The 24065-nt window shown below is 72.7% G+C and carries 22 protein-coding genes; 9 read left to right on the top strand and 13 right to left on the bottom strand.

All coding sequences use genetic code 11. The features are described 5' to 3' along the window. Positions 1 to 36: 36 nt before the first annotated feature. The 9 genes from G7Z13_RS31980 to G7Z13_RS31940 form a co-directional block, all read right to left on the bottom strand. Entirely contained in the window at positions 37 to 777 is a 741-nt protein-coding gene (locus G7Z13_RS31980) for a PIG-L family deacetylase (RefSeq protein ID WP_166004072.1), read from the bottom strand. Positions 778 to 834: 57 nt separating this feature from the next. Continuing rightward, entirely contained in the window at positions 835 to 2136 is a 1302-nt protein-coding gene (locus G7Z13_RS31975; RefSeq protein WP_166004070.1) for an alpha/beta fold hydrolase, read from the bottom strand. Positions 2137 to 2247: 111 nt separating this feature from the next. After that, complete coding sequence (locus G7Z13_RS31970; RefSeq protein ID WP_166004068.1) at positions 2248 to 3273, bottom strand: LacI family DNA-binding transcriptional regulator; 1026 nt, start codon at positions 3271 to 3273, stop codon at positions 2248 to 2250. A gap of 79 nt (positions 3274 to 3352) precedes the next feature. After that, positions 3353 to 4768 (bottom strand): BNR repeat-containing protein, encoded by a 1416-nt coding sequence (locus G7Z13_RS31965; protein ID WP_166004066.1) that lies wholly within the window; start codon positions 4766 to 4768, stop codon positions 3353 to 3355. Between the two features lie 14 nt (positions 4769 to 4782). After that, complete coding sequence (locus G7Z13_RS31960) at positions 4783 to 5103, bottom strand: L-rhamnose mutarotase (protein ID WP_166004064.1); 321 nt, start codon at positions 5101 to 5103, stop codon at positions 4783 to 4785. A gap of 17 nt (positions 5104 to 5120) precedes the next feature. Continuing rightward, a complete protein-coding gene (rhaS, locus tag G7Z13_RS31955) occupies positions 5121 to 6203 on the bottom strand; it encodes a rhamnose ABC transporter substrate-binding protein (RefSeq protein WP_166004062.1) in 1083 nt (360 codons plus the stop codon). Between the two features lie 79 nt (positions 6204 to 6282). Next, on the bottom strand, positions 6283 to 7254 hold the full coding sequence (locus tag G7Z13_RS31950; protein ID WP_166004060.1) for an ABC transporter permease: 972 nt from the start codon (positions 7252 to 7254) through the stop codon (positions 6283 to 6285). Further along, positions 7247 to 8287: an ABC transporter permease gene (locus G7Z13_RS31945; RefSeq protein ID WP_166004058.1), complete on the bottom strand. Its 1041-nt coding sequence runs from the start codon at positions 8285 to 8287 to the stop codon at positions 7247 to 7249. Before G7Z13_RS31945 ends, G7Z13_RS31950 begins: the two co-directional genes overlap by 8 nt. Continuing rightward, positions 8284 to 9801, bottom strand: a complete 1518-nt coding sequence (locus tag G7Z13_RS31940; RefSeq protein ID WP_166004056.1) for a sugar ABC transporter ATP-binding protein — start codon at positions 9799 to 9801, stop codon at positions 8284 to 8286. The genes G7Z13_RS31945 and G7Z13_RS31940 overlap by 4 nt, the downstream gene beginning before the upstream one ends. Before the next feature lie 261 nt (positions 9802 to 10062). On the opposite strand from G7Z13_RS31940, the gene rhaI reads away from it, so the two are divergent. The 6 genes from rhaI to G7Z13_RS31910 all read left to right on the top strand — a co-directional run bounded on the left by rhaI (position 10063) and on the right by G7Z13_RS31910 (position 17854). Then, positions 10063 to 11223 carry an L-rhamnose isomerase gene (gene rhaI / locus G7Z13_RS31935; RefSeq protein WP_166004055.1) on the top strand — a complete coding sequence of 387 codons (1161 nt, stop codon included), beginning with the start codon at positions 10063 to 10065 and terminating at the stop codon, positions 11221 to 11223. A 108-nt stretch (positions 11224 to 11331) separates the two neighbouring features. After that, positions 11332 to 13371 (top strand): bifunctional aldolase/short-chain dehydrogenase, encoded by a 2040-nt coding sequence (locus G7Z13_RS31930; RefSeq protein ID WP_166004053.1) that lies wholly within the window; start codon positions 11332 to 11334, stop codon positions 13369 to 13371. Next, positions 13368 to 14816, top strand: coding sequence for a rhamnulokinase family protein (locus G7Z13_RS31925; RefSeq protein ID WP_240926421.1), 1449 nt, complete (start codon positions 13368 to 13370; stop codon positions 14814 to 14816). The genes G7Z13_RS31930 and G7Z13_RS31925 overlap by 4 nt, the downstream gene beginning before the upstream one ends. A gap of 103 nt (positions 14817 to 14919) precedes the next feature. Then, positions 14920 to 15675, top strand: a complete 756-nt coding sequence (locus tag G7Z13_RS31920) for a (Fe-S)-binding protein (RefSeq protein WP_166004051.1) — start codon at positions 14920 to 14922, stop codon at positions 15673 to 15675. Beyond that, the gene (locus G7Z13_RS31915) at positions 15672 to 17150 is read left to right on the top strand and encodes a lactate utilization protein B (RefSeq protein ID WP_166004049.1); all 1479 of its coding nucleotides are present in this window, start codon (positions 15672 to 15674) and stop codon (positions 17148 to 17150) included. Before G7Z13_RS31920 ends, G7Z13_RS31915 begins: the two co-directional genes overlap by 4 nt. After that, complete coding sequence (locus tag G7Z13_RS31910; protein ID WP_166004048.1) at positions 17147 to 17854, top strand: LUD domain-containing protein; 708 nt, start codon at positions 17147 to 17149, stop codon at positions 17852 to 17854. The genes G7Z13_RS31915 and G7Z13_RS31910 overlap by 4 nt, the downstream gene beginning before the upstream one ends. 7 nt (positions 17855 to 17861) lie before the next feature. On the opposite strand, the gene G7Z13_RS31905 is transcribed toward G7Z13_RS31910, so the two are convergent. After that, positions 17862 to 18269, bottom strand: coding sequence for a hypothetical protein (locus G7Z13_RS31905; protein ID WP_240926420.1), 408 nt, complete (start codon positions 18267 to 18269; stop codon positions 17862 to 17864). Between the two features lie 248 nt (positions 18270 to 18517). Between G7Z13_RS31905 and G7Z13_RS31900 the strand changes: the two genes are divergently transcribed. The 3 genes from G7Z13_RS31900 to G7Z13_RS31890 are packed head-to-tail and all read left to right on the top strand — an operon-like array spanning position 18518 to position 21687. After that, positions 18518 to 19417 (top strand): DUF72 domain-containing protein, encoded by a 900-nt coding sequence (locus tag G7Z13_RS31900; RefSeq protein WP_166004046.1) that lies wholly within the window; start codon positions 18518 to 18520, stop codon positions 19415 to 19417. Positions 19418 to 19447: 30 nt separating this feature from the next. Continuing rightward, positions 19448 to 20305, top strand: coding sequence for a MoxR family ATPase (locus G7Z13_RS31895; RefSeq protein ID WP_166004044.1), 858 nt, complete (start codon positions 19448 to 19450; stop codon positions 20303 to 20305). Further along, positions 20302 to 21687: a VWA domain-containing protein gene (locus G7Z13_RS31890; RefSeq protein ID WP_166004042.1), complete on the top strand. Its 1386-nt coding sequence runs from the start codon at positions 20302 to 20304 to the stop codon at positions 21685 to 21687. The genes G7Z13_RS31895 and G7Z13_RS31890 overlap by 4 nt, the downstream gene beginning before the upstream one ends. 13 nt (positions 21688 to 21700) lie before the next feature. Here G7Z13_RS31890 and G7Z13_RS31885 read toward each other — a convergent pair whose 3' ends face one another. From G7Z13_RS31885 to G7Z13_RS31875, 3 genes are all read right to left on the bottom strand, one after another. Continuing rightward, complete coding sequence (locus G7Z13_RS31885) at positions 21701 to 22066, bottom strand: cupin domain-containing protein (RefSeq protein ID WP_166004040.1); 366 nt, start codon at positions 22064 to 22066, stop codon at positions 21701 to 21703. Between the two features lie 253 nt (positions 22067 to 22319). Next, a complete protein-coding gene (locus tag G7Z13_RS31880; RefSeq protein WP_166004039.1) occupies positions 22320 to 23312 on the bottom strand; it encodes a threo-3-hydroxy-L-aspartate ammonia-lyase in 993 nt (330 codons plus the stop codon). After that, on the bottom strand, positions 23309 to 23995 hold the full coding sequence (locus G7Z13_RS31875) for a PAS domain-containing protein (RefSeq protein WP_166004037.1): 687 nt from the start codon (positions 23993 to 23995) through the stop codon (positions 23309 to 23311). The genes G7Z13_RS31880 and G7Z13_RS31875 overlap by 4 nt, the downstream gene beginning before the upstream one ends. Between the last annotated feature and the right edge of the window lie 70 nt (positions 23996 to 24065).

The following is a 24065-nucleotide window of genomic DNA, read 5'->3' as shown; positions in this document are numbered from 1 at the left end:
GCCGGGAGCCGCTCGGCGGCGGGGGCTGACGTCCGGTCAGCGGGGGAACAGCTCGAACGCCACCGCCGGCGCTCCGCCGAACCGCTCCCCCGCCTCCCGGGTGGTCGTGGTCAGGAACTGCCGGACGTAGGTCTCCGGGTCCTGGTCGGTGAGGGCCTCGATGTACGCGCGGTGCTCCAGGAGGGAGCGCACCCCCGCTTCCAGGCCCGCCTCCGTGGCCGTCACGGCGTGGGTGGGGGTGGCGGAACCGGCGACGGCGACCCAGCGCACCCCGTTCCAGGGCTCCAGGCCCTGTTCGACCAGCTCGGGGAAGATCCAGCGGTTGCCGGCGTCGGCGGCGGCGTCGAGGGTGGCGCGGCCGACGGCGACGTGGTCCGGGGTGTTCCAGGCGACGCCGCCCCAGGTGTCCCGGTGGTTGAGGGTGATCACCAGCTCGGGGCGGTGGCGGCGGATCGCGGCGGCGATGTCACGGCGCAGCGCGGTGCCGTACTCGACGACGCCGTCACGGTGGTCCAGGAACTCCACCACCGACACCCCGACGACCGCGGCGCTCGCCCGCTGCTCCCGCTCGCGCAGCGGCGCCGCGTCCGCGGGGTTGAGCGTGTCGATGCCGGCCTCGCCGCGGGTGGCGAGGACGTAGGCGACCTCGCGGCCCGCCTCCGTCCACTGGGCGATGGCCGCGGAGCAGCCGTACTCCAGGTCGTCGGGGTGGGCGACGACCGCGAGGGCGCGGGTCCAGTCCTCGGGCATCGGCTGGAGCCGGGTGATCTCTGTCATGGGTCGCAGCGTAGCGCCGTGCGGCAACTGCCGCCCGGCGGGCGCCGCTTGAGGTGCCTACACCTCGTCCCGGACCAGCGCGAGCAGGCGGTCCAGGACGCGCGGGCCGCCCGCGCGGATCCCGTCGTGCTCGAACTCGTCGGTCACCCAGGTGCGCAGGCCCCTGATCGCGCGGGCCGTCTCCAGGGAGTGCGCGGTGTCGACGTACATGTCGTCGTGGTAGATCGCGGCGGCGGCCGGGACCTCGTTGGCGGCGAGGCGGGCCGGGTCGTACAGGCGCGGCCAGTCGGTGCGGGCGGCGAGGAGTGCGGCGGTCTCGCGCAGCGGGCGCAGCGCCGGGTCGGTGTCGAACATCCACGGGTAGACGCACTCGCCGGTGAACAGCAGCGGCCCGTCGCCCGCGAGCGCCTTGGTGGCGTCGAACTGCGGGAACTCGGCGCGCACCCGCTCGGCGGCCCAGGCGGTGGGACGCCCGCCCTGGCCGTAGATCGCCTCGTGGACCAGCGCGTACAGGGGGTGCCCGGCGTACGACAGCAGGCCCTGCACCTCCTCCTGGAAGGCGTCGGAGAGCCGCGGTCCCTGCGGGGTGCGGACGAAGGCGTGCTCCAGCAGGTAGTGCAGGCGGTGGCTGCCCTCGCTGCCGCCGAGGAGGATGCCGAGGGACTGGAAGGCCTCGACGGTGAGCCGGTAGCCGTTGGGCAGGACCACGTCGTGGCCGAGCAGGTGGTCGGCGATCCGGCGGGCCCGCTCGACGTCCTGCGGGTAGCGGGCGTAGTGGGCGGCGACCTTGCGTTCGACGCGCGGGTAGGCGGCCCGGTAGACGTCGTCGGCGTGGGCGTCGAGGGAGGGCAGTCCGCCGGTGACGAGGGCGGCGGCGAGGCCCTCGGGGGCGGTGGAGAGATAGGTGACCGTGCAGAAGCCGCCGAAGCTCTGCCCGAGGACGGTCCAGGGGGCACCGCCGGTGACCTGGCCGCGGATCAGCTCGCAGTCCCTGACGATCCCGTCGGCGCGGAAGTGGGCCAGGTAACCGGCCTGCTCGGCGGGGCCGCCGCGCAGCGGGAGGGTCTGGCGGTTGGCGGGCGTGGAGTGGCCGGTGCCGCGCTGGTCGAGCAGCAGGACACGGAACTCCTGCAGGGCGCGGCCCAGCCAGGCCTGCCTGCCGACGAACCGGTTGGCGCCGAAGCCGGGGCCGCCCTGGAGGTAGAGCAGCCAGGGCAGCTCCTGGTGCGCCTTGTCCGCGGCGACGACCTCGCGCGCGTACAGCTCGATCGTCTCGCCCGCCGGGTCGGCGTGGTCGAGGGGCACGGTGAAGTGGCGGTCGGTGAGGACGACGCCGGGCTGGCGGTAGCTGACGCTCAACAGGGCTCCCGGTGCGGACGGTCGGGTGTGATCGCGTCCCAGTCCAGCACATGTGCGCCGGCCCGGCCGGGGCGGGGATGCTGAACGGCCGTTCAGCGGCGGCGCGGCCGTTCAGCGTCCCGCGAGGCTGGAGCGCCGTACCACCAGCTCCGGCTGGAGGACGACCCGGCGGTGTTCGTGGGCGCGGCGGCTCGTGTCCGTCTCGGTCTCCTCCAGCAGCAGTTCGGCGGCGAGCGCGCCCATGGTGACGGCGGGCTGGCGGACCGAGGTGAGCGGGACGGCCGCGGCGGCGGCGAACTCGATGTCGTCGTAGCCGACGATGGCGAGGTCGTCGGGGACGCTGACCCCGGCCGCGTACATGGCCTGGAGCACGCCGAGGGCCAGCAGGTCGTTGGCGCAGAAGACGGCGGTCGGCCGGTCGGCGAGGCCCAGCAGCCGCGCCCCGGCGTCCCGGCCCGCGGCGACGTCGAGCCGTTCGGTGGGCAGCTCGCGCAGCGCCTCGGGGCCGAGTCCGGCCTCGGCGAGCGCGTTGAGCGCGCCGGTGCGGCGGTCGCGCACCTGGTTCAGGCCGGGCGGGCCGCTGACGTACGCGATGGTCCGGTGCCCGGCGTCGACGAGGTGGCGTACGGCCAGCGCGCCGCCCGCCACGTCGTCGACGGAGACCGAGCACTCGGTGGCGCCCTCGGCGACCCGGTCGACCAGCACGAACGGGATGCCGTGGCGGCGGAACGCCTCGATGTTGCGGCCGGTGGCGTCGGCCGGGGTGAGCAGCACGCCGCGCACCCGCTGCTCGGCGAAGAGCGACAGGTACTCGGCCTCCTCGCCGGGGTTCTGGGCGCTGTTGCAGACCATCACGCCGAGCCCGGCGTCCCGGGCGGCGCGCTCGGCGCCGCGCGCCACGTCGACGAAGAACGGGTTGCCCATGTCCAGCACGAGCAGCCCCATGATCCGGCTGCGGCCCGCGCGCAGCTGGCGCGCGGACTCGCTGCGGACGTAGCCGAGCCGGTCGATCGCGGACAGCACGCGCGCCCGGGTCTCGGTGGCGACCGTGTCCGGACGGTTGATGACGTTCGAGACCGTGCCCACGGAGACTCCGGCGGCGCGGGCGACGTCCTTGATACCCACCGACTGGGCCATCAGGCAGGGACCTCCAGAAAGACGAGGGGCGGCGGGAAGGCCTTCACACTACCGTCACGCCGCCCGGCCGCGACCGCACTCACGAGGGCAGCCGGAAGTCGGCGACGCGCAGCGCCGACGGGGTCGTACCGGTGGACTTCTCCTGGTACATCACCGACAGGACGCCGTCCTGGGCGATCCGCGTCTCGTCGACCACCACCTCGCCGAAGGCGTTCAGCCCCGCGCCGTCGTACAGCGGCTTCCAGTCCGTGTGCCCGGAGGCGGCGGAGGCGGCCGCGATGCGGCCGTACGGGAGGACGGCGTAGGCGTTGTCGTACCGGTCCAGGACCAGCTTGGTGCGCTGGCTGGAGTTCAGCGGGACGGGGATCTCGGTCTTGCGCCAGGTGCCGGCGGGGGTGCGGCGCAGGTGGAACGCGCGGCCGTGGGCGGTGCGGTCGGCGACGTAGTCCGTGGTGCACTGGCCGAAGCGGCCGGGGACGTAGGAGACGATCGCGTGCGGCCGGCCCGCGGAGTCGGTGAACTGGCTCTCCTGGTTCATCAGGGAATGGTCGGGGCTGAGCGGGTCCACGACCAGACCGGTGTCGGTCACGCGGACCCGGTCGGAGGAGCCGGTGACGCCGACGACCGCGCCCGCGTCGTCGCGCCAGGTGCGGCCGCGGTCGTCGGAGTACACGTAGCCGGTGTCGTGGTTGGTGATGCCGCCGCTCGCGCACATCACCGCGGCGTTCTGTTCCCGCCAGGTGAAGAAGGCGTGCAGCCGGCCGCGGCGGTCGTAGTCGATGCCGTGCAGGTACATGTTGCGGGCGGTGGACGAGCCGTGCGCGCTGGTGTACGTGCCGGTGGAGCCGGTCCACTCCCCCAGCGCCGTCCACCTGGTGCCGTCGTACTCGGCGAGCGCGTTGCGTCCGTTGCCGGACACTCCGGCGCGGTAGCTGAGCTGGAGCCTGCCCTCCGGGGTGGCGATGAACTGGGGGTAGGTGAACCGGGAGGTGAGGGCGAGCCCGTCGAGCGTGGACTGCGGCGGCCCGAACAAGCCGGCGCTCCAGCCGAGTCCCGCGGGATCGTCCATGAGTCCGGCGACGGACTTGACGTAGGTGAAGCCGTCGCTGTGCGAGTCCATGTTCAGGTGGAGCCGGCCGTCCCTCTTCGAGACGCCCAGGGAGATGACGTTGTGGGAGTCGTCGTACCGCAGTGTGTGGCCGGCCCGCACGGTCTGCCAGGTGCTCGCGCCCAGGGCGCGGCGGCCGACGACGGCGTTGCGGTCGGCGGTGTACCAGGCGGCGTACTGGTGGCCCTGGTAGGTCAGCAGGCCGTTCTTCTGGAAGGAGTTGTTGTTGACCAGGCCGTCGTAGGAGACGAAGTAGATCGCCTGGTGGTCGAGGGTGGTGGTGCCCGCGGGGGTGACCGAGGGGCCGGGGGTGGCGGCCCGCGCGACGCCGGGGGCGGTGGCCGCGGCGGCCGCCAGGGCGGTGGTGAGGACGGTACGTCGTCTCATCGGCACGCTCCGGGTCAGGCGAGGTGGAAGACCTCGGTGAGGGGTTTCATGGCTTCGTCGGGCCGGGCGCCGTCCAGTGACTCGAAGAACGGGGCCATCTCGGCCTGCCAGCGGGCGTTGACGTCCGTGGCCTCCATGCCGGCGAGGGCGGCCTCGAAATTCTCGGTCTCCAGGTAGCCGACGAGCAGGCCGTCGTCGCGCAGGAAGAGCGAGTAGTTGTGCCAGCCGGTGGCCGAGAGCGCGTCAAGCATCTCCGGCCACACGGCGGCGTGGCGTTCGCGGTACTCGGCGATCTTGTCCTGGCGGACCTTGAGCAGGAAACAAACGCGCTGCATGAAGTACCGCTCCCCGGTCAGAAGGTGTAGTCGTCGATGTTCTTCGCGTCGAACACGGTCGGCTTGCCGAGGCTGATCACGCCGTCCTCGCCGATGGTGTACTCGCCCATGCCGCCGGCGGTGAAGGTCTCGCCCTCCTTGCCGGTGATCTGTCCGGAGGCCAGCGCGACGGCGGTGCGCGCGGCGAGTTCGCCGAGCTTGGCCGGGTCCCACAGCTCGAACGCCTCGACGGTGCCGTTCTTGACGTACTTGCGCATGTCGTTCGGGGTGCCGAGGCCGGTCAGCTTGACCTTGCCCTTGTACTTGGAGCCGGACAGGTACTGGGCGGCGGCCTTGATGCCGACGGTGGTCGGGGAGATGATCCCCTTCAGGTTCGGGTACTCCTGGAGCAGGCCCTGGGTCTGCTGGAAGGACTGCTGGGCGTCGTCGTTGCCGTAGGCGATCTCGACGAGCTTCATGTCCTTGTACTCGGGCTTCTCGAGCTCGTCCTTCATGAACTCGATCCAGGTGTTCTGGTTGGTCGCGGTCTGCGCGGCGGACAGGATCGCGATCTCGCCCTTGTAGCCGATCTGTTCGGCGAGCAGCTGCACCTCGGTGCGGCCCAAATCCTCGGCGGAGGCCTGCGAGACGAAGGCGTTGCGGCAGTCGGGCTTGGTGTCGGAGTCGTAGGTCACGACCTTGATGTCGTTGCTCATCGCCTGCTTCAGCGCGGTGCACAGGGCGCCCGGGTCCTGCGCGGACACGGCCATCGCGTCGACCTGCTGCTGGGTGAGGGTGTTGACGTACGACACCTGTCCGGAGGTGTCGGTGGCGCTGGACGGTCCGACCTCCTTGTAGCTCGAACCCAGTTCCTTCAGCGCCTTCTCGCCGCCCTGGTCGGCGGTGGTGAAGTACGGGTTGTTGACCTGCTTGGGCAGGAAGCCGACGGTGAGGCCCTTCTTCAGCTCGGCGTCGGGGTTCGCCTTGCCGGCGGCGGCGGCCGGGCCCTGCTCGGCGGCCACGTCCTTCTTGGTGGTGCCACCGCAGGCGGTGAGGGCGAGGGCGAGGGAGGTGACGGCGGCGAGGGCGGTACAGGTGCGGCGGAGGGAGGACTTGCGCATGAGGTGTCCTTTCGACAGGGGGGAGCGGAGGCGCCCTGAGAGGGCGCGGGGAACTGCGCGGCCAGCCACGAACGACCGGCTAGCCGGACGACCGCGCACGGACGACGGCGACCTGCCGCGCCACTCGCGGCCCGAGGACGGACAGGACGAGCAGCACACCGGTGACGACGATCTGCGACTGCGCCGAGACGTCCTGCAGGCTCATCACGTTCTGCAGCGCGCCGAGCAGGAAGACACCGGCGATCGCCCCGCCGAGCGTCCCCTTGCCCCCGTCGAAGTCGATGCCGCCGAGCAGCACCGCGGCCACGACGGAGAGTTCGAGCCCCGTCGCGTTGTCGTACCGCGCGCTCGCGTAGTGCAGGGCCCAGAACACACCGGTGAGCGAGGCCATCAGCCCGGTCAGCGTGAACAGGATCAGCTTCTGCCGCCTGACCCGGATCCCCGCGAACCGCGCCGCCTCCTCACTCGCCCCGATCGCGAACAGCGACCGCCCGAACGGCGTGGCGTGCAGCGCGACGACGGCGATGGCGAGCAGCACCAGGAACGGCAGGAGGGCGTACGGAAGGAACGTGTCACCGATGCGGCCCGCCGCGAAGTCCAGGTACGGAGCCGGGAAATCGGTCACCGCGTCGGAGCCGAGCACGATCTGCGCGATGCCGCGGTAGGCGGCGAGGGTGCCGATGGTGACGGCGAGGGACGGCAGTCCCAGCCTGGTCACGAGCAGCCCGTTGACCAGCCCGCACACCACACCGAGCAGCAGGCACAGCGGAATGATCGCCTCGATGGCCATGCCCTGGTTCCACAGGGCGCCCATCACCGCGCCGGACAGCCCGGCGGTGGACGCGACGGACAGATCGATCTCACCGGAGACGACGAGCAGGGTCATCGGCAGCGCGATCAGCGCGATGGGCAGCGTGTTCCCGATCAGGAACGACAGGTTCAGCGCGTTCCCGAACCCGTCCACGAACGTGAAGGAGAACAGCAGCAGGACGATCAGCAGCGCGCCGACGACCGTGTCCCAGCGGACCGCGCGCGTCAGGGACTCAGGCATGGCGGGCGTTCCTCTTCTTCAGGGCGTTGGCCACGCGCAGCGCGACGACCCGGTCGACCGCGATGGCGAGGATGAGCAGGATGCCGTTGATCGCGAGCACCCAGACCGAGCTGACGCCGAGCGCGGGCAGCACGCTGTTGATCGAGGTCAGCAGCAGCGCGCCGAGTGCGGCGCCGTAGACGCTGCCGGAGCCGCCGGTGAAGACGACGCCGCCGACGACGACCGCGCTGACGACGGTCAGTTCGTAGCCGTTGCCGGTGCCGGAGTCGACGTTGCCGAAGCGGGCCAGGTACATCGCTCCGGCGAGTCCGGCGAGCGCCCCGCACACGGTGTAGGCGGCGAGGATGCGTGTGCGGACGGGGATGCCGGCGAGCCGCGCGGCCTCCGGGTTGGAGCCGAGCGCGTACAGTTCGCGGCCGCTGCCGAAGTGCTTGAGGTAGTACGCGGTGGCGACCAGGACGGCGAGGGCGATGAGCGCGAGGTAGGGCACCGCGGAGATGCCGCCGGAGCCGAAGTCGACGAAGGAGCCGGGCAGGTCGGCGGCGGTGATCTGCCGGGAGCCGACCCAGATGGAGTCGATGCCGCGGATGATGTAGAGGGTGCCGAGGGTGACGACGAGCGCGGGCACCTGGCCGAGGCTGACGAGCGCGCCGTTGAGCAGGCCGAAGCCGACGCCCATCAGCACCGCCAGCACTACGGCCACCACCGGGTGGCCGCCGTCCTGGAGGTACGTCCCGGCGGCGAAGGCGCTGATGCCGAGGGTGGAGCCGACGGACAGGTCGACGTTCCGGGTGATCACCACCAGGGACTGGCCGGTGGCGACGAGAACCAGGATGGTGGCGTTCAGCAGCAGGTCCTTGACGCCCTGCTCGGAGAGGAACTCGCTGTTGCCGGCCTGGGTGACGGCGATCATCACCAGGAAGACGACGAGGATGGCGAGTTCGCGCATCCGGAAGACGCGGTCGACGAAACGGGTGCCGCTCGGCTCGGGCACGTCGGACACGGGGGCTTGCTCGGGGGCGGTCACGGTCACGCTGCCGCCCTCCCGGTGGCTGCGGCCATCACGGTTTCCTCGGTGGCGTCGGAGCGCGGGATCTCGGCGGTCAGCCGGCCCTCGTGCATGACGAGCACGCGGTCGGCCATGCCGAGGATCTCGGGCAGGTCGGAGGAGATCATCAGGACGGCCACGCCGTCCGCGGCGAGCTGCGAGAGCAGGCGGTGCACCTCGGCCTTGGTGCCGACGTCGATGCCGCGCGTCGGCTCGTCGACGATCAGCACCTTGGGGCGGGTGGCGAGCCACTTGGCGAGGACGACCTTCTGCTGGTTGCCGCCGGACAGCGTGGAGACGGCGTCGGCGATCCGGGCGTACTTCACCTGGAGCCGCACCGCCCAGTCGAGGGAGCGGCTGCGTTCGGCGCCGCGGTCCATCAGGCCCGCCTTCACCGTCGTACGCAGACCGGTGAGGCCGATGTTGCGCTCGATGGACATGTCCATCACCAGGCCCTGGGCGCGGCGGTCCTCGGGGACGAGGGCGAGGCCGGCGGCCATGGCGGTCGAGGGGGCGCCGTTGACGAGCGGCCTGCCGTCCACGGTGACCTCTCCGGCGTCCCGGCGGTCGACGCCGAAGACGGCCCGGGCGACCTCGGTGCGGCCGGCGCCGACCAGTCCGGCGAGTCCGACGATCTCGCCGCGCCGCACCTCGAATGAGACGTCGGTGAAGACGCCCTCGCGGGTCAGGCGGCGCACGCTCAGCGCGACCTCGCCCGGTCGCACGTCCTGCTTGGGGTACAGCTCGTCGAGGTCGCGGCCCACCATGCGGCGGACCAGGTCGTCCTCGGTCATCCCGGCGAGGGGTTCGCTCGCGATCCGGGCGCCGTCGCGCAGGGTGGTCACCTTCTGGCAGATCGCGAAGATCTCCTCCAGCCGGTGGGAGATGAACAGGACGGCGGCGCCCTGTTCCCTGAGGGTGCGGACCACGCCGAAGAGGCGGGCGACCTCGCTGCCGGTGAGCGCGGCGGTCGGCTCGTCCATGATCAGGACGCGGGCGTCGAAGGAGAGCGCCTTGGCGATCTCCACGATCTGCTGGTCCGCGATGGACAGTCCGCGCGCGGGGCGGTCGGGGTCGAGGTCGACGCCGAGGCGCCGCATCAGGGCGGCGGTCGCGGCGCGGGTGGCCTTGTGGTCGATGCGGCCGAGGGCGCGTCGGGGCTGGCGGCCCATGAAGATGTTCTCGGCGATCGACAGGTCGGGGAAGAGCGTGGGCTCCTGGTAGATCACGGCGATGCCGGCGTCGCGGGCGTCGCCGGGGCCGTGGAAGACGACGGGCTCGCCGTCGAGCAGTACCTGGCCGGTGTCCGGCCGGTGCACTCCGGCGAGCGTCTTGATGAGGGTCGACTTGCCCGCGCCGTTCTCCCCGGCGAGGGCGTGCACCTCGCCGGGGAACAGCTCCAGGGACACGTCCCGCAGGGCGCGGACGGCACCGAAGGACTTGGAGATGCCCTGGAGCGCCAGCACCGGGGTCGGCCCCGTGTCGGACGGGTGGGTCATGGGGGCTCCTCGACGACGCGGTGGGAGGCCCCGGTGACCGGAGGCGGCCCGCACGGCGTCGTGAAAGGTTTCAACTGGGTTGCCGGGACGTTAGGCGGGCCAGCCATGTCACGTCAATGGGTCCGTGTCGAAAAGATTTCGATAGACGAGGGTCACGGAGGAGTCACGGAGAGCGGGGTTGGTCAGAGTGCTTGACACCCCTCCGAGCGACTCATAGCTTGCCGTTCTGAATCGTTTCATTGAATCGGTAGGAGCCCAGCAGTGACCGATGTCGCCGCGGTGAAGGCCGCACTGAAGACCCAGGCCGTCGAGACGCCGTCGTGGGCGTACGGGAACTCCGGGACCCGCTTCAAGGTGTTCACGCAGCAGGGTGTGCCGCGCACCCCGCGGGAGAAACTGCAGGACGCCGCCAAGGTGCACGAGTTCACCGGCGTCGCGCCGACCGTCGCGCTGCACATCCCGTGGGACCGGGTCGACGACTACGCGGCGCTGGCGAAGTTCGCCGAGGAGCACGGGGTGCGGCTCGGCGCCGTCAACTCCAACACCTTCCAGGACGACGACTACAGGCTGGGCAGCATCTGTCACCCGGACGCGGCGGTGCGCCGCAAGGCCGTCGGCCATCTGCTGGAGTGCGTCGACATCATGGACGCGACCGGCTCCACCGATCTGAAGCTGTGGTTCGCCGACGGGACGAACTATCCCGGCCAGGACGACATCCGGGCCCGCCAGGACCGGCTCGCCGAAGCGCTCGCGGAGGTCTACGCGCGGCTCGGTGAGGGCCAGCGGATGCTGCTGGAGTACAAGCTCTTCGAGCCGGCGTTCTACACGACGGACGTGCCGGACTGGGGGACGGCGTACGCGCACTGTCTGAAGCTCGGTCCGAAGGCTCAGGTCGTGGTGGACACCGGGCACCACGCGCCGGGCACCAACATCGAGTTCATCGTGGCGACGCTGCTGCGCGAGGGGAAGCTCGGCGGGTTCGACTTCAACTCGCGCTTCTACGCGGACGACGACCTGATGGTGGGCGCGGCCGATCCGTTCCAGCTGTTCCGGATCATGTACGAGGTGGTCCGCGGGGGCGGTTTCACCCCGGACGTGGCGTTCATGCTCGACCAGTGCCACAACATCGAGGCGAAGATCCCCGCGATCATCCGCTCGGTGATGAACGTCCAGGAGGCGACGGCGAAGGCGCTCCTCGTGGACCGGGACGCTCTTGCCGCCGCGCAGCGGGACGGTGATGTGCTCGGCGCGAACGCCGTGCTGATGGACGCGTTCAACACCGATGTGCGGCCGTTGCTGCGGGAGGTGCGCGAGGAGATGGGGCTGGACCCCGAGCCCCTTGCCGCGTACGCCCGGTCCGGGTGGGCCGAGAGGATCGTGGCCGAGCGGGTCGGTGGGCAGCAGGCGGGCTGGGGGGCGTGAGCGTCTGCCGGGTTCTGTCGTATGCGGGCTGCGGGCCGCCGGTGTTTGATCGCGCAGTTCCCCGCGCCCCTTTCTCCAGGCACCCTCTCTTCTAAGGAACCGATGGTCATGGCTACTCATCCCGAAGCCGCCGCTCTGCTCGCCCGTTCGCATCGGCTGGGGTCCGATCCCCGCAACACCAACTACGCCGGCGGGAACGCGTCCGCCAAGGGCACCGACACCGATCCCGTCACCGGGGGTGAGGTGGAGCTGATGTGGGTGAAGGGGTCCGGGGGCGATCTCGGGACGCTGACCGAGGCGGGGCTGGCCGTGCTGCGGCTGGACCGGCTGCGGGCCCTCGTCGACGTGTACCCGGGGGTCGAGCGCGAGGACGAGATGGTCGCCGCGTTCGACTACTGCCTGCACGGCAAGGGCGGGGCGGCGCCGTCGATCGACACCGCCATGCACGGGCTCGTCGACGCCCGGCACGTCGATCACCTGCATCCGGACTCCGGCATCGCGCTGGCGTGCGCGGCGGACGGGGAGAAGCTGACCGCGGAGTGTTTCGGCGACAGCGTGGTGTGGGTGCCGTGGCGGCGGCCCGGGTTCCAGCTCGGGCTGGACATCGCCGCGGTGAAGGAGGCGAACCCGCGGGCCATCGGGTGCGTCCTCGGCGGGCACGGGATCACCGCGTGGGGGGACACCGCGGAGGAGTGCGAGCGCAACTCGCTGCACATCATCCGCACCGCGGAGACGTTCCTGGCGGAGCGGGGCAGGGCGGAGCCGTTCGGGCCCGTCATCGAGGGCTACGGCGCGCTGCCCGAGGCCGAGCGGCGGGAGCGGGCGGCGGCGCTGGCGCCGTACGTGCGGGCCACCGCCTCGCAGGACCGGCCGCAGGTCGGGCACTTCACCGACACGGACGTGGTGCTGGACTTCCTGGCCCGCGCCGAGCACCCGCGGCTCGCCGCGCTCGGCACCTCCTGCCCCGACCACTTCCTGCGCACGAAGGTCCGCCCGCTGGTCCTCGACCTGCCGCCGGCGGCCCCGCTGGAGGAGGCGGTCGCACGGCTGAAGCAGCTGCACGCCGCGTACCGCGAGGAGTACGCCGCCTACTACGAGCGGCACGCCGAGCCGGACTCCCCCGCGATGCGCGGCGCCGACCCGGCGATTGTGCTGATTCCGGGCGTCGGCATGTTCAGCTTCGGCAAGGACAAGCAGACCGCGCGGGTGGCGGGCGAGTTCTACGTCAACGCGATCAACGTGATGCGGGGCGCCGAGGCGGTGTCGGCGTACGCGCCGATCGAGGAGTCGGAGAAGTTCCGGATCGAGTACTGGGCGCTGGAGGAGGCCAAGCTCCGGCGGATGCCGAAGCCGAAGCCGCTCGCCACGCGGGTGGCGCTGGTGACCGGCGCGGGCAGCGGGATCGGCCGGGCCATCGCGCACCGGCTGGTGGCCGAGGGCGCGTGTGTCGTCGTCGCCGATCTGAACGCGGGAAACGCGGCCGCCGTGGCCGAGGAGCTGGGCGGGCCGGACCAGGCGGTCGCCGTGACCGTGGACGTGACCTCCGAGGAGCAGATCACGGAGGCGTTCAAGGCGGCGGTGCTGGCCTTCGGCGGGGTGGACCTGGTGGTCAACAACGCGGGCATCTCCATTTCCAAGCCGCTGCTGGAGACCTCCGCGAAGGACTGGGACCTGCAGCACGACATCATGGCCCGCGGCTCGTTCCTGGTGTCGCGGGAGGCGGCCCGGGTGATGATCGCGCAGGGTCTCGGCGGGGACATCGTCTACATCGCCAGCAAGAACGCCGTGTTCGCCGGCCCGCACAACATCGCCTACTCCGCCACCAAGGCCGACCAGGCCCACCAGGTGCGGCTGCTGGCCGCAGAGCTGGGCGAGCACGGCATCCGGGTCAACGGGGTCAACCCGGACGGCGTGGTGCGCGGCTCGGGCATCTTCGCGGGCGGCTGGGGCGCGCAGCGCGCGGCCGTGTACGGGGTGCCGGAGGAGAAGCTGGGCGAGTTCTACGCCCAGCGGACGCTGCTGAAGCGGGAGGTGCTGCCGGAGCACGTGGCGAACGCGGTGTTCGCGCTGACCGGCGGGGACCTCACGCACACCACCGGTCTGCACGTCCCCGTCGACGCGGGCGTCGCCGCCGCCTTCCTGCGGTGAGCGCGCTCGTGAAGTCGTACGCCGCGGTCGACCTCGGCGCGTCCAGCGGGCGCGTCATGGTCGGCCGCGTCGGCCGGCACGAACTGGAACTGACCGAGGCGCACCGCTTCCCCAACCGGCCCCTGCGGCTGCCCGAGGGGCTGCGCTGGGACATCCTCGGGCTGTACGCGGGCGTGCTGGACGGGCTGCGGGCGGCCGGCCCGGTGGACTCCGCCGGCATCGACAGCTGGGCGGTGGACTACGGCCTGCTGGACGCGGACGGGGCGCTGCTCGGCAACCCGGCGCACTACCGGGACGCGCGCACCGAGGGCATCGCGGAGTCGGTGTGGGCGACGGTCCCGGCCGCGGAGCTGTACGCGGCCACAGGCATCCAGTACGCGCCGTTCAACACGCTGTACCAGCTGACCGCCGCCCGCTCCTCCGCCCAGTTCGCCCGGGCCGAGCGGCTGCTGCTGATCCCGGATCTGATCGCCTACTGGCTGACCGGCGAGCAGGGCACCGAGCTGACCAACGCGTCCACGACCCAGCTCGTCGACCCGCGCACCGGGGACTGGTCGTACGACGTGGCGGCGCGGCTGGGCATCGACCTGAGCCTGTTCGCGCCGCTGCGCCGGCCCGGCGATCCGGCGGGCGTGCTGCGCGCCGAGGTGCTGGAGGAGACGGGGCTGACCGGTCCGGTGCCGGTGACGGCGGTCGGCTCGCACGACACCGCCTCCGCGGTGGCGGCCGTACCGGCGACCGGCGAGCGGTTCGCGTACATCTGCACCGGCACCTGGTCGCTGGCCGGGCTGGAGCTGCCCGCCCCGGTGCTGACCGAGGAGAGCCGGGCCGCCAACTTCACCAACGAGCTGGGGCTGGACGGCACGGTCCGCTATCTGCGCAACATCATGGGCCTGTGGCTGCTCCAGGAGTGCGTGCGGGCCTGGGGCGAGCCGGAGCTGGGCGAGCTGCTGCGGGCGGCGGCCGTGGTGCCGGCACTGCGGTCCGTGGTGGACGCGGGCGACGCGGCGTTCCTCGCGCCGGGCCGGATGCCGGAGCGGATCGCCGGGGCGTGCCGGGCGTCGGGGCAGCCGGTGCCCGAGACGCCAGCCGAGGTCACCCGGTGCATTCTCGACTCGCTCGCGCTCGCCCACCGACGGGCTGTGGAGGACGCCCAGCGGCTCGCCGGGACGTCCGTGGACGTGGTGCACGTGGTCGGCGGCGGGGTGCGCAACGCGCTGCTGTGCCAGCTGACCGCCGACGCGTGCGGGCTGCCGGTGGTGGCCGGGCCGACCGAGGCGGCGGCCCTCGGCAACGTCCTGGTGCAGGCGCGCGCCCACGGTCTGGTGGGCGACCGCGCCGACATGCGCCGGCTGCTCACCCGCACCCAGCCGCTGACCCGCTACGAACCGCGGGGGGACACGGCGCGCTGGCGGGCCGCGCAGGACCGGCTCGGCGCGCGCTGACCGCCGGCGTCCGGCCCGTCCGCGGAGCGGGCCGGACGTCCCGCCCTCCCCGTTTTCCCGCACTACCCTGCCCCCATCCGATGACCGACCCCGAGGAGCCGCGATGCGTGTCGCCCTGTTCCTGACCTGTGTCAACGACACGCTCTATCCGGACACCGGGCGTGCCGTGGTGCGGCTGCTGTCCAGGCTGGGCGTGGAGGTCGACTTCCCGGTGGCGCAGACCTGCTGCGGGCAGGCGCACTACAACACCGGCTACCGGCACGAGGCGGAGCCGCTGGCGCGGCACTTCGCCGAGGTCTTCGGCGCCTACGACGCGATCGTGACGCCGTCCGGGTCGTGCGGGGCGATGGTGCGGGAGCTGTATCCGCGGATGGGTGAGCGGGCGCGGGCCGAGGGCCGCGGCGAGTCGCTGGCCGCGGCGCTCGCGCCGGTGGTGCCGAAGACGTACGAGCTGACGGAGTTCCTGGTGGACGTGCTGGGGGTGACGGACGTCGGCGCGTACTACCCGCACACGGTGACGTACCACCCGACCTGTCACGGGCTGCGCGGCCTGGGTCTGGGCGACCGGCCGCGGCGGCTGCTGGAGGCGGTGAAGGGGCTGGAGCTGGTGGAGCTGCCGGGCGCGGAGGAGTGCTGCGGTTTCGGCGGCACGTTCGCGCTGAAGAACGCCGACGTCTCCGCGGCGATGGGCGCGGACAAGGTGCGCAACGCCGAGTCGACCGGCGCCGGGGTGCTGTGCGCGGCCGACAACTCCTGTCTGATGCACATCGGCGGGACCATGGCGCGGCTGCGGTCGGGGATGCGCCCGGTGCACATCGCGGAGATCCTGGCGAGCACGGAAGAGGAGTCCCTGGCATGAGCGGTACGTATCTCGGGATGCCGGCGTTCCCGGCCGCCGCGCGCGAGGCGGTGCGCGATGCGACGCTGCGCGGGAACCTGCAGCACGCCACGCACACGATCCGCGCCAAGCGGGCCAGGGCCGTCGCCGAGGTGGAGGACTGGGCGGCGCTGCGCGAGGCGGGCAAGCGGATCAAGGACCATACGCTGCGTCACCTGGACCGCTACCTGGTGCGGTTGGAGGAGTCGGTGACGGCGGCCGGCGGGGTCGTCCACTGGGCCGCGGACGCGGCGGAGGCCACCCGGATTGTCACCGAACTGGTGCGGGCGACCGGCGAGTCGGAGGTCGTCAAGGTCAAGTCGATGGCCACGCAGGAGATCGGCCTGAACGAGGCCCTGGAGGCGGCGGGCATCCGCGCCTACGAGACCGATCTCGCCGAGCTGATCGTGCAGCTGGGCCACGACCGGCCGTCGCACATCCTCGTGCCCGCCATCCACCGCAACCGCGGCGAGATCCGCGACATCTTCCGCGAGGAGATGGCCGCGTGGGGCCACCCGGCCCCGGAGGGCCTGACCGACACGCCCGCCGAACTCGCCGAGGCCGCCCGGCTGCACCTGCGGGAGAAGTTCCTGCGCGCCAGGGTCGGTGTCTCAGGCGCCAACTTCATGGTTGCCGAGACCGGCACGCTGGTGGTCGTGGAGTCCGAGGGCAACGGGCGGATGTGCCTCACCCTGCCCGAGACGCTGATCTCGGTCGTCGGCATCGAGAAGATCGTGCCGACCTGGCGGGACCTGGAGGTCTTCCTCCAGACCCTCCCCCGCTCCTCGACGGCCGAGCGGATGAACCCGTACACCAGCATGTGGACGGGCACCACGGACGAGGACGGCCCGAGGACCTTCCATCTGGTCCTGCTCGACAACGGCCGCACCGACACCCTCGCCGACGAGGTCGGCCGCCAGGCCCTGCGCTGCATCCGCTGCTCGGCCTGCCTCAACGTGTGCCCGGTGTACGAGCGGGCGGGCGGCCACGCCTACGGCTCGGTGTACCCGGGTCCGATCGGCGCCATTCTCAGCCCTCAGCTGCGGGGCACCGGCAGTGAGATCGACGCGTCGCTGCCGTACGCGTCCTCGCTGTGCGGCGCCTGCTACGAGGTGTGCCCGGTCGCCATCGACATCCCCGAGGTGCTGGTGCATCTGCGGGAGCGGGTGGTGCAGGGCGGGCCGGCCGTCCGCGAGGGCAACAAGGTGCTGCTGCGGCCCGCCAAGGGGCACGCGGCGGAGCGGGCGGCGATGCGGGCGGCCCGCTGGGCGCTGAGCCGCCCCGGCGCGCTGCGGGCCGGGCAGCGGCTCGCCTCCCGCACCCGCCGGCTCCACCCGCGCACCCTGCCGGGGCCCGGCCGGGCGTGGAGCGGCAGCCGGGAGCTTCCGCCGGTGCCGGCGGAACCGTTCCGGGACTGGTGGCAGCGGACGCGGGGCGGAAAGGACGGCGCGAAGTGAACAGCAGGGACCGGATCCTGGGCCGGGTGCGGCGGGCACTGGCCGGCGTGGAGCGCGAGGACGCGCCGTACGACGAGGTGGTCGCCCGCGGCTACCTGCGGGAGCACGGGGACCGGACGGTCGCCGAGACGGTGGACCTCCTGGCCGAGAACCTGGCGGACTACCGGGCGCTGGTCCACCGGTGCACGGCCGCCGAACTGCCGTCCGTGGTGGCGGGGTTGCTGTCCGCGCGCGGCTCGCGGACCGTCCTGGTGCCGCCGGGCCTCGATCCGGGCTGGCTCGCCCGGTCCTCGGCGGAACTGGTGGCGGACCGGGCGGAGTCGACGCCGCACGAGCTGGACCGCGTGGACAGCGTCGTCACGGCCTGCGCGGTGGCGATCGCCGAGACCGGCACGATCGTCCTGGACGGCGCCCCCGACCAGGGCCGCCGCCGCATCACGCTCATCCCCGACCATCACGTCTGCGTCGTCCGCGTACCCGGCCAGGTCGTCGCCTCCGTCCCCCAGGCCCTCGACCGCCTGACCCCCACCCGCCCGTTGACCTGGATCTCCGGCCCGTCCGCGACCAGCGACATCGAACTGGACCGGGTGGAGGGCGTACACGGCCCGCGCACGCTGGAGGTGGTGCTGGTGAGCGGGGAGCCGGACGGTGGCGGCGGTGCCGACGGGGCGGACGGTGCCGGCGGTGGGGGCGCCCTCGTGTAGCGGCCGGTCACTGCGGGGTGCCTCGTGAGAGGTCACCCCGCCACGGGGGTGGCCAGGGCAGGGGCTCCGCTATGCGGGCGCCCCGCACGCCGAGGCCGGCGCGGGCCGGCCGGAGGAACTGATGGCGCGATTGCCGGAACTCCTCGTAGGCCTGGTCCCAGCCGTCCTGTCCGGCTGTCGGGAGCTCGCGGGCGAGCCACTCCAGATGCCACAGGCAGTGGTTGAGCCGGACGGCGGCGGTGTTCGTCGCGACGTCTCCGAGGAGCCACACCGTCTCGGCGAGCGCCGAACGCCGCACCTCGGCCTCCGCGACCTCGGCGAGGACCTCGTCCGTCGGCTCCAGCGGCGCGGCCCCGCTCGCCGTGATGCCCCGGGCGACGGCTATGCGCCGGTACTGGTGCGCGAGGCTCTTCACCGCGTGCGTAGTCGGCGTAGGCGTTCAGGCGGCGCTCGTCCCAGCGGACGGACTGCTCCCGGCGCCACCGGGCCCTTTCCACGACCACGGTCGCCGCCATCGACACGACCGCGCCCAGCACCACGCCGAGCAGCGCCGCCAGTTGACCAGTCAGAGCCATGAGTGGTTCATCACCAGCGCAGTTGGAGCGTCAAGCGCGCGTGGGCCGTGTCACGGGGAGAGTGCGGTCCGGTGGGTAACCGCACCGCATGGGTGACATTCTCGTGGGCACGTGTTCGTGGACCGACCGGGAGCTGGTCGGCAGTGGCTGGTATCCGCGCGGGCGGCGGGACGCCGAGGGGCGGCTGCGGCACTATGCCGAGCGGTTCCCGGTCGTGGAGGTGGACGCGTCCTACTACGCGCTGCCCGGTGAGCGGAACAGCCGGCTGTGGGCCGAGCGGACGCCGGACGGGTTCGTGTTCGACGTCAAGGCGTTCTCGTTGCTGACGGGGCATCCGACGCGCGGCGCGGTGATGCCGGACGGGCTGCCCGCCGACAGCCGGGATCCGGCTGTGCTGGACGAGGTGTGGGCGCGGTTCCGCGCGGGGATCGCGCCGCTGCGGGAGGCGGGGCGGCTGGGGAGTGTGCTGTTCCAGTTCCCGCCGTGGCTGCGGCCGGGGCCGCGGGCGGAGGAGTTCCTGGCGCAGTGCGCCGAGCGGACGCGGGGGTGGCCCGTCGCCGTGGAGTTCCGGCACCCCGCGTGGTGGCTCGACGAGCGGGCCGAGCACACGCGCGCGCTGCTCGCCGGGTACGGCATGGCCGCCGTCGCCGTCGACATGAACCGGTCGCTGCCGTCGTCGATACCGCCGGTCACCCCGGTCACCTCGCCGCGGCTGTCCGTCGTCCGGTTCCACGGGCGCAGCACCGCGTGGGGCACCGGCAGCAAGGAGGACCGGTTCCGCCACGCCTACGACGACGCGGAACTCGTCGAGTGGGTGCCGCGGCTGTGGTCCCTCGCCGAGCGGGTCGAGGAGGTGCACGTGCTGTTCAACAACTGCTGCGGCGACGCGGCCGTCAGGGGCGCCGAGGCCATGCAGCGGCTGCTGGGGCAGTCCCCGGCCCTCGCAGAAGGCGTGACACCGTCGGTGAACAAGCGCTTAGATGGGTGACCGGTTCCCGACGCCGCCCTGGAGGCCCTCGTGTTCACTTCCGTCGACGACGTCTCCGCCCGCCTCGCCGAGACCGGCTACCTGGCCTCCCGCGCGGTCGCCACCACCGTCTTCCTCGCCGACCGGCTGGGCAAGCCGCTGCTGGTGGAGGGCCCCGCCGGAGTCGGCAAGACGGAGCTGGCCAAGGCCGTGGCCCAGGTCGCGGGGGCGCGGCTGGTGCGGCTGCAGTGCTACGAAGGCGTCGACGAGTCACGGGCGCTGTACGAGTGGAACCACGCCAAGCAGCTGCTGCGGATCAGCGCCGGACGCGACGAGACCTGGGACGAGACCCGCACGGACATCTTCAGCGAGGAGTTCCTGCTGCCGCGCCCGCTGCTCACCGCGATCCGCGGCGACGACCCGAAGGTGCTGCTGATCGACGAGACCGACAAGGCGGACGTCGAGGTGGAGGGCCTGCTGCTGGAGGTGCTCAGCGACTTCCAGGTGACCGTGCCGGAACTGGGCACCGTCACCGCCACCCGACGGCCCTTCGTGGTGCTCACCTCGAACGCCACCCGCGAGCTGTCCGAGGCGCTGCGCCGGCGCTGTCTGTTCCTGCACATCGGCTTCCCCGAGGAGGAGCTGGAGCGGCGGATCGTCCGGCTGAAGGTGCCGGGGCTGAGCGAGGCGCTGGCCGCGTCCGTGGTGCGGGTGGCCGGGGCGCTGCGCGCGATGGACCTGCGCAAGGCCCCGTCGGTGGCCGAGACGATCGACTGGGCGCGCACCCTGCTCGCGCTGGGTGCCGGCACGCTCGACGAGGGTGTCGTCCGGGACACCCTGGGCGTCCTGCTCAAGCACCAGGACGATGTGCTGAAGGCCGCGGCCAAGCTGGACCTGGACGCCGTATGACGGCCGCCGGAACGGACGTCGCGGCACGGCTGACCGCCCTCGTCGCCGCGCTGCGCTCGCACGGCGTGCGCGTCGGCACCGGCGAGACGGTGGACGCGGCGCGGGCGGCACAGGCGCTGGGGCTGGCCGACCGCGAGCTGCTGCGCGAGGGCCTGGCCGCCACGCTGCTGCACACCACCGGGCAGCGGCGGCTGTTCGACCAGGTCTTCGACCTGTACTTCCCGCGTGGTGTCGGCGCGCCGGGCACTGAACCGGGAGACGGCCGGGGCGGGGAGCCGGCCGGGCGGGAGGACCTGCGCGAGCGGCTGGCCGCGGCGCTCGCCGCGAACGACGTCGCCCTGATGGGCCGGCTGGCGATCGAGGCCGTCGGCAGTCTCGGCGCGTACGGGAGTTCACCCGGGTCGGACGGCTGGTCGGCGTACCAGACCCTGGAGCGGCTGCGCCCGCAGACGCTGCTCGCCCGGGTGCGCGACGACGTCCGCGCGCGAGGCGGCGGCGCGGGGTTCGCGGACCGGCTGCTGGAGGACGAGATCCGGCGGCGCATCGAGGTGTTCCGGGGACAGGTGGCCGCGGAGGCGCGGCGCCGGGTGGCGGAACGGCGCGGACGGGACGAGATCGCCCGGCGCGCGGTGGCACCGACCGCGGACCGGGTGGACTTCCTGTACGCCGGGAGGGACCGGCTGGCCGAGCTGCGCCGGACGGTCCGGCCGCTGGCCCGCACCCTGGCCACCCGGCTGGCGGCGCGGCGCCGGCGCGCCGCGCGCGGCACGATCGACCTGCGGCGCACCGTGCGCGGCTCGCTGTCGACGGGCGGGGTGCCGATGCGGCCGGTACTGCGCCGACGGCGGCCCGCGCGGCCCGAACTGGTGCTGCTGTGCGATGTGTCCGGGTCGGTCGCCGGCTTCTCCGGCTTCACGATGCTGCTGGTGCAGGCCCTGCACGACCAGTTCAGCAAGGTGCGGGTGTTCGCCTTCGTCAACCGGATCGACGAGGTGACGGGACTGCTGACGCACGGCGCGGCCGACGCCGAGGGGCTGAGCGGACGCATCCGGGAGCACTCCCGGCTGACGGGCTGGCACGACAGCAGCGACTACGGCGCCGCACTCGGCGAGTTCGCCGAGCGGTACGGCGCCGCGGTGGGGCCCCGGACGACCGTGTTCGTGCTGGGTGACGCGCGGACCAACATGGCCGACCCGAACCTTCCGGCGCTGCGCCGGATCGCCGGGCAGGCGCGCCGCGTGTACTGGCTCAACCCGGAGCCCCGCGCCCAGTGGGGCACCGGGGACTCCGCGGCCCCCGACTACGCCGAGCTGGTCGCGATGTACGAGTGCCGCACCGCGCGCCAACTCGGCGCCCTGGTCAGCCGGTTGCTACCGGTCTGAGCAGACCGTCGGTTCAGCCCTCCTTCGGCTTGGCGTACTCCTTGGCGGTCTGTCCCTCGAAGTCGAAGGCCACGCACGGCTCGTCGCCCACGACCCACGCGTCGTGCCCGGGGGAGCAGACGAAGACCTCGCCCGGGCCGACGTCGGCCTCCGCGCCGTCGTCCATGCGGATGTGCAGATGGCCCTTGACGACATAGCCGTTGTGGTTCATCTGACAGCTCTCCGTGCCCGCGATCGGCCCCACGTCCTGGGACCAGCGCCAGCCCGGCTCGAAGGTCGCCACGGCGAAGTCGCATCCGCTCAGGTGGACGGCCTCCATGTGCCCGTGCGGGAAGTCCCGCCGCTCGTCCGGCTTGTCGAGCATCTTCATCTCCAGCATGATGCTCTCCTCCCTTCCGGCCGCGTCCGCCACGGCCGGGGGCCGGTCCCCGTCTCCCCTGCGGCGCAGGTGACACCGGCGGCGGCCGGGCCCCTCACGTCCATCGTCCGCCCGGGGGTGGGGGGCCGCCATTCGATGTTCGACCTTCTACCTTTCGACGTTCGATCTTCGATGTGCGGCGTTCGACGGTGGACGGCAGACGCCGGAGGTCGGGGCGGCGGGCGGCGGGCGGCGGGCGGCGGGCGGCAGACGGTCACTCCTCCGCTTCGGGCTCCCCTCCCGCGCACAGCCGCGCGAAGCGTTCCGTGTCGATGTTGCCACCGGAGATGATCACGCCGACCCGCCGCGGCAGGCCGGTGACGCGGCCGGAGAGCAGCGCGGCCAGCGGGGTGGCGCCGCTGGGCTCGACGACGATCTTCAGCCGCTCGAAGGCGAACCGCATGGCAACTCTGATCTCGTCGTCACTCACCAGGACGATCTCGTCGACCAGGTGCCGGTTGAGGGAGAAGGTCAGCTCGCCGGGCGTGTGCAGGGCCTGCCCGTCGGCGATGGTGCGGGGCACCGGGACGCTGACCCGCCGGCCCGCCTCCAGGGAGCGCTTGGTGTCGTCCCCGGCCTCCGGCTCGACGCCGATGACACGGACCCCGGCCCGCAGCCCCTTGAGCACGGTCGCGCTGCCCGCGATCAGCCCGCCGCCCCCGACCGGGGCGATCAGGGCGTCCAGCTCGCCCGCCTCCTCGATCAGTTCGAGGGCCGCGGTGCCCTGACCGGCGATGATGTGCGGGTGCTCGTACGGCGGGATGACGGTCAGGCCACGCTCGGCCGCGAGCGCTTCCGCGATGGCGACGCGGTCGCCGGTGTAACGGTCGTAGGTGACGATCTCGGCGCCGTACGCGGCGGTCGCCGCCTGCTTGGAGGCGGGGGCGTCCTCGGGCATCACGATCACCGCGCTGGTGCCCAGCTCGCGGGCGGCGAGGGCGACGGCCTGCGCGTGGTTGCCCGACGAGTACGCGGCGACGCCCCGGGCCAGCTGCTCGGGTGTCAGCCGGGAGATCGCGTTGTAGGCGCCGCGGAACTTGAACGCGCCCATCCGCTGGAAGTTCTCGCACTTCAGCAGGGTCTCCGCGCCGACCAGTGCGTCGAGGGTACGGGAGCGCAGCACGGGGGTGCGGTGGGCGACGCCCTTGAGGCGCGCGGCTGCCGCGCGGACGTCGTCGAGCGTGACCGGCGAAGGGGCGGTCGTCACGGGTGTCCTCCCTGGGACGTCGGGGGGGCCTTGGTTCTGGCCTGGGAGAGATAGCTGTAGGCGGAGGCGCGGGAGATGCCGAGCCGGGCGGCGACGTGCTCGACCGCGCGGCGCACCGCGAAGACGCCGTGCTCGTCCAGGCTGCGGAACAGCTCCAGGCGGTCCTCGCGGTCGAGGCCCGCCCAGTTGTGGTGCCGGTGCGGCTGGTGGGTGTCGAGTATGGCGTCGACGACGGAGTCGATGTCGTTGCCGAAGGTGGTGACCGGCGTGCGCGCGGGGTCGGGGGCCGAGCCGGCGAGGTGGCCGAGCAGGGTGTGGGCGTGGTGGACGGCGGTGACGTCGAGATTGACGCACAGGGCGCCGAAGACGGTGCCCGTGGAGTCGCGCAGCACCATCGTGGAGGACTTGACCAGGTCGCCGGAGCGGGTCCGGGTCAGGTAGTTCAGCTCGTCTGCCGCCTCGTCGCCGCCGGCGAGGACGCGCAGACCGATCTCGCTCATCGCGCCGCCCACCGCGCGTCCGGTCACCGAACCGGCCACGGCGACCACCGACTTCTCCGGGTGCCGGTAGTCGTGCAGCACCACCTCGCACAGGGGGCCGAAGGTGGCCACGAGTCCGTCGACGACCGGGGTGAGCGCGCCGATGATCGCGTCGCGCTCGGCCTCCAGATCCCGCTCGGCCATATCGCCTCCCCCTGGACAATGTCTCCAACGATTGGACTTTCAGTCTAAGCCCAGGGCGGGGAGAAGCACA

This window comes from Streptomyces sp. JB150, from assembly GCF_011193355.1.
In the GTDB taxonomy this organism is placed as follows: domain Bacteria; phylum Actinomycetota; class Actinomycetes; order Streptomycetales; family Streptomycetaceae; genus Streptomyces.
This window is presented reverse-complemented; position numbering and strand designations above follow the sequence as displayed.

What these genes read in the sequence shown, in the direction of transcription:
- G7Z13_RS31980 (WP_166004072.1), bottom strand. Translation starts at nt 777, where the DNA reads ATGACAGAGATCACCCGGCTCCAGCCGATGCCCGAGGACTGGACCCGC.
- G7Z13_RS31970 (WP_166004068.1), bottom strand. Translation starts at nt 3,273, where the DNA reads ATGGCCCAGTCGGTGGGTATCAAGGACGTCGCCCGCGCCGCCGGAGTC.
- G7Z13_RS31965 (WP_166004066.1), bottom strand. Translation starts at nt 4,768, where the DNA reads ATGAGACGACGTACCGTCCTCACCACCGCCCTGGCGGCCGCCGCGGCC.
- G7Z13_RS31960 (WP_166004064.1), bottom strand. Translation starts at nt 5,103, where the DNA reads ATGCAGCGCGTTTGTTTCCTGCTCAAGGTCCGCCAGGACAAGATCGCC.
- rhaS (WP_166004062.1), bottom strand. Translation starts at nt 6,203, where the DNA reads ATGCGCAAGTCCTCCCTCCGCCGCACCTGTACCGCCCTCGCCGCCGTC.
- G7Z13_RS31950 (WP_166004060.1), bottom strand. Translation starts at nt 7,254, where the DNA reads ATGCCTGAGTCCCTGACGCGCGCGGTCCGCTGGGACACGGTCGTCGGC.
- G7Z13_RS31940 (WP_166004056.1), bottom strand. Translation starts at nt 9,801, where the DNA reads ATGACCCACCCGTCCGACACGGGGCCGACCCCGGTGCTGGCGCTCCAG.
- G7Z13_RS31930 (WP_166004053.1), top strand. Translation starts at nt 11,332, where the DNA reads ATGGCTACTCATCCCGAAGCCGCCGCTCTGCTCGCCCGTTCGCATCGG.
- G7Z13_RS31920 (WP_166004051.1), top strand. Translation starts at nt 14,920, where the DNA reads ATGCGTGTCGCCCTGTTCCTGACCTGTGTCAACGACACGCTCTATCCG.
- G7Z13_RS31915 (WP_166004049.1), top strand. Translation starts at nt 15,672, where the DNA reads ATGAGCGGTACGTATCTCGGGATGCCGGCGTTCCCGGCCGCCGCGCGC.
- G7Z13_RS31900 (WP_166004046.1), top strand. Translation starts at nt 18,518, where the DNA reads ATGGGTGACATTCTCGTGGGCACGTGTTCGTGGACCGACCGGGAGCTG.
- G7Z13_RS31890 (WP_166004042.1), top strand. Translation starts at nt 20,302, where the DNA reads ATGACGGCCGCCGGAACGGACGTCGCGGCACGGCTGACCGCCCTCGTC.
- G7Z13_RS31885 (WP_166004040.1), bottom strand. Translation starts at nt 22,066, where the DNA reads ATGCTGGAGATGAAGATGCTCGACAAGCCGGACGAGCGGCGGGACTTC.
- G7Z13_RS31875 (WP_166004037.1), bottom strand. Translation starts at nt 23,995, where the DNA reads ATGGCCGAGCGGGATCTGGAGGCCGAGCGCGACGCGATCATCGGCGCG.